We start from the raw sequence: 5187 nt of genomic DNA, 5'->3' as shown, positions 1-5187 counted from the left end.
AAACGACGAGACTCCCGCGGGAGAAGGAGCTAGGCGAGACCCCACAAGGAGTGTTAACGACTGAGGAGGCTTGCCAGTTCCCCCGCAGGAAAGCGAGTTGTTTCCGCAGACATCCCTCCTCTATATTGAGTAAAGGGCCAAAGATACCTCGAAACTGAGTCTTCAACTATCCGGCCCTTTAGCGTAATAAGTGTTTTAAATAAAATACGCTCTTAGTTTAGAAGCTAAATCTAAATACGCTTCATGTTTTTCAAGATTAGACGCCATTCCTTTGACCACTGCTACACGCGGAGAAGTGCGTTCCAATTCAAGAATGAGGACTTCAGCTGTATCTTTAATATCCTGACCCGCTTCTGACACCGTGACTTCTTTTAACTCGCGGATGATCTCATCCAGTTGTGAGAGGCTGAAGTCATCAGGAGCCATTTGCTCGATGATCTCCTCCGTGATGATGGGGGTATCCTTGTTCTCCATAATCCCCTTCATCATGTAATCTACCTTCGTGACAATAGAGTCAGCAACTTCTAGAAAGTTAAACTCTACGTTATCGACGATGATCAAATCAATATAATTACTGACTAAGCTTTGCGTAATTAAGCTTCCTTCCCACGCATAAGCCTCCGCCTCTTTCCCGTAGATGGAAATTAAATGATTTTTATAAAATAAATACGAATGGTAACGCATCTTCTTAATAAATTGCTCGATATTTTCATTAAAAGGAATAACCTGCTCACGGATCTGCATAATAATGAATTCTCTGTGATTCGCAACTTCCTCAATGGTAACCTTTAGCTGCTGGGCGAATTTCTCGTTCGGCTCAAGAGGCTCAGAAGAAACCTCATTCACCCGCCGCTGCATTCTTCTCCAGTAATGCTCAAACAATTCATATAACAACTCATCCTTAGACTTAAAATGAAGATAAAAGGCGCCTTTGGATATATTGCATTCTTTGGCAATTTCCTGCACGGAAGTAGAGCTGAAGCCTTTTCTTGCAAATAGCTTGATCGCTTGTTCTATAATATTCTTTTTCTTTGGATCCATATTGATTGTAACCCTTTCTATACGTTCAGAGTTTGATTCTTGACTTATGACCATTCGGTCATGTATATTTTAAACCAGGTTGACTAAGTGGTCAAATTGAAAGGAGAGGAACTAATGAAGCAGATTATAAATTTTTCCATGAACAACAAATTCGCTGTCTGGTTAATCACGATCATTATAACAGCAGCGGGCTTGTATTCAGGATTAAACATGAAACTGGAAACCATTCCAGACATTGATCCACCTATCGTTACCGTAACCACTACGTATCCGGGAGCAACTCCGGAAGAGGTGGCAGATGAAATATCAGAACCGCTGGAGCAGCAGGTGGAGAATCTGAACGGGGTCAAGACCGTCAGTTCATCTTCCTTCCAGAATGCTTCAAGTTTACAGCTTGAATACAGCTACAGTAAAGATTTAGATGAAGCTGAGGATGAACTGCAAGAAGCGGTCGATTCCTTTACGCTTCCTGAAGCCGCTCAGGAACCCGACGTATCCCGGGTGAACTTTAATGCCTTCCCGGTTATCAGTATGAGTGTACTTAACGAAAACGGTAGTTTAGAAGAATTAACCTCCACTGTTAACGACACCATCGTTCCAGAGCTGGAAGGATTGGAAGGAGTTGCTGATGTTCAAGTTTCCGGTCAGCAGGTCCAGGAAGTTCAAATGAATTTTGATGAAGAAGCCTTACAGGAAAATGGGCTGGATCAGGAAACCGTGACCAATTATATCCAGGGCGCCGATGTTGCTTTCCCATTAGGATTATACACGTTCGATGACACGAAAAAATCGGTCGTTATGGATGGAAACGTTACGAATCTAGAAGACTTAAAGAATCTTGAAATCCCGCTTACCCCTTCCCAGAACGGACAGGGTGCAGGACAGCAAGGTTCAGGGCAATCAGCTCAAGAGAGTATTCCTACGGTTCCACTGTCCGAAGTGGCCAATCTCGAGGTGGTCGGCCAAACCGATTCCATTTCCAGAACAAACGGTGAAGAATCCATCTCTATACAAATTGTTAAATCTCAGGAAGCGAACACGGTTGACGTGGTTAACCTAGTGAAAGATCAAGCTTCCGAGTTTGAAGAGGACATCAATGGAATAGAATTCGTTTATTCCTTTGACCAGGGTGAACCGATTGAAGAATCCGTCAGCACGATGTTAAATAAAGCCCTCTTTGGAGGACTATTTGCAGTTGCTGTGATTCTATTATTCTTAAGGAACTTCCGAACTACGATTATCTCGGTTATCTCCATCCCGCTATCCCTGTTTATCGCTCTTATTGTGTTAAACCAAATGGGCATTACGTTAAACATTATGACACTTGGCGCAATGACGGTAGCCATCGGAAGAGTGGTCGATGACTCCATTGTGGTTGTCGAGAATATTTACCGGCGAATGTCGCTGACCGATGAGAAGCTGGAAGGTAAAGACCTGATACGATCTGCTACGAAGGAAATGTTTATGCCGATTCTTTCCTCTACGATCGTAACGATTGCCGTCTTCCTGCCATTAGGATTAGTTGAAGGTGTCGTAGGCCAAATCTTCCTTCCTTTTGCCTTAACGGTTGTATTTGCCTTACTTGCCTCCCTGGTGGTTGCGATCACCATTGTGCCGATGCTGTCTCACAGTCTATTAAATAAAAAGCAGGCCGTTAAGAGTCATAAAGAAGGTCCCGGAAGAATGGCCAAAGGCTATAAGAAAGTTTTAAACAGTGTATTAAATCACAAAATCATTACTTCCCTGGCCGCTGTCGCGATCCTGGCTGGAAGTATTGCCTTAATTCCGCTGGTGGGCGTAAGCTTCCTTCCTTCTGAAGAAGAGAAGATGGTCATGCCAACGTATAGTCCGGCACCAGGCCAGACGGTTGAAGATGTTGAAGGAATTGCAGAAAATGCCTATCAATATTTCGCTGACCGTGAAGACGTTGAAAATATCCAGTATTCCGTGGGTGGAGAAAATCCAATGAACCCCGGCGCCTCTAATCAGGCAGCATTTTTCGTAGAATACAACGAAGACACGGAGAACTTTTCTGATGAGAAACAGCAGGTTATGGATGATCTGAAGGAAATGACCGATCGTGGAGACTGGAGTAACCAGGACTTCTCTTCAACCGGTTCCAGCAGTGATATTCAAGTCCAGGTATTCGGAGATTCTACCGAGGAAATTAAACCTTATGTAGAAGAAGTGACACAGATTCTAAACGACCAGGAAGACCTGTCAGACGCCGAATCAAGCCTGTCTGAGTCCTATGAAGAGTACACGCTGGTAGCTAATCCTAGTGAACTTAGCAGTCTCGGCCTCACAGCAGGTCAGGTTGGTCAGACGCTGAGTCCGAATCGCGAACGTCCGGAAGTTACTACCGTGCAGCAGGACGGCGAAGAACTGCAGGTTTATCTGGAAATTGAAAATGACAGTTATGAAAGTATTGATGAACTAACGAACGAAGAAATTCAGACGCCGCTTGGCCAGACCGTGCAGGTAGATGACATTGCGGATGTAGAAGAAGGCACAACAGAAGATACGATCAGCCGACAAGGCGGTCAGGTCTATGCGAGTGTAAGCGCGACATCTTCTTCCGATGACATTGGCTCGATCTCTGCCGACGTGCAGGAAGAGATTGATAACATTGACCACCCTGCCTCCGTTGATCTTTCTATTGGCGGAGTGACCGAGGATATCAATGAATCCTTCAGTCAGCTGGGTCTCGCCATGATCGCAGCGATTGCTATCGTGTATCTGGTACTCGTCATCTTCTTTGGCGGAGCGTTGGCACCATTTGCGATTCTATTTGCCCTGCCGTTTACAATTATCGGCGCTGTATTAGGGTTGCTGATCGGCGGCGAAACGCTGAGTATTTCAGCCATGATCGGTGGACTCATGCTGATCGGGATTGTCGTTACAAACGGGATCGTTTTAATCGACCGGGTGATTCAGCGTGAGAACGAAGGATTTACTACTCGTGAAGCGTTGCTTGATGCGGGAACTACCCGATTACGTCCGATCCTTATGACTGCCCTCGCGACCATCGGTGCGTTACTGCCGCTTGCTTTAGGATTAGAAGGCGGATCGATTATTAGTAAAGGGCTCGGATTAACGGTTATCGGCGGGCTCGCAAGCTCGACGCTGCTGACCCTGTTAATTGTTCCCGTAGTCTATGAACTGCTTTCTAAAATAGGCAGAAAGAAACGAACGAAAGCAGAAGACAAAACAGGCAAGACCTCTCCTTCTTTTGACCGTGACAGCGTTTATCAGGATGAACTGGCTGCAACAGATCATAAGAATAGAGAATCTCAAAGCCATATTGTAAACAAAGCTGAACATCTCTTTATCCAAAAAGGGTACACAGCTTCCACCATGGCTGAAGTAGCTCAGCAGAGTGAAATGAAAGAACAAGAACTGAACGGTTACTATTCTACAAAGTTTAGTTTACTTTCAGGCTTGATCGACCATAGTCAAAAAGCTCTGGATCAGGAGTTTGCAGAGATCAATAAGGACGCCAAGCTGACACCGTCTGAAAAGATCTACCACCAGATTGAGGCCCGCATCAAACGAGGTCTATGGTTACGGAAAATGGTCCATCAAACTGCTGATGCTGAGGCTATTAATATGGCCCTTGTAACATTCAGCGACAAATCCTTTATTGATCAACAGCAATTGCTTATCGCAAGTGTCTATGATCAAGCGGATAAATCCTATTCGATGGATGCAGCCGTTATGCTGAATGGTTTGACCAAGGAATATGTGAAACAATTCATGGTGATGGATTCGAACGTTGACTCCTCCCACGTCACTTCATTCTTAATGGAGTGTCTGGATGGGTATATGACTCAGTTGAACCAGAGCAGTCAGGCTCCAATTCTGACCTGGGCTAACATGAGTCCAACAGATGAAGACAACCAGAATTACAATTTGACCAGGTTAAGCATTAAGCAGCTGAGAGAAATGGTGCCTCACCTTAATCTCAGTGAAGAGAATCAGCATAAGCTTCTCTCCACTCTGGATTCTGTGGAAGAAGAAGTTAATACTGCCTCTCCGAATAAAAAAGCAATTAAATGGATGCTTAGTTATCTGACGACGATCAATAGTCCGGTCATCCGCGGTTACGTGGACCAGATGCTGGGTGATACCAGAAGTAAATAAGTT

General features: G+C 44.7%; 1 protein-coding gene and 1 pseudogene. One reads left to right on the top strand and one right to left on the bottom strand.

The annotated features are described in order from the left end of the window. Window positions 1–195: 195 nt before the first annotated feature. Window positions 196–1041 (bottom strand): TetR/AcrR family transcriptional regulator, encoded by an 846-nt coding sequence (locus WAM07_RS02445; RefSeq protein ID WP_422164477.1) that lies wholly within the window; start codon window positions 1039–1041, stop codon window positions 196–198. A 114-nt stretch (window positions 1042–1155) separates the two neighbouring features. Here WAM07_RS02445 and WAM07_RS02440 point away from each other — a divergent pair. Continuing rightward, window positions 1156–4230, top strand: a pseudogene (locus WAM07_RS02440) (efflux RND transporter permease subunit); the annotation flags it as partial. Window positions 4231–5187 lie beyond the last annotated feature (957 nt).

Source organism: Halobacillus sp. (assembly GCF_049282395.1).
Lineage (GTDB): Bacteria > Bacillota > Bacilli > Bacillales > Halobacillaceae > Halobacillus.
This window is presented reverse-complemented; position numbering and strand designations above follow the sequence as displayed.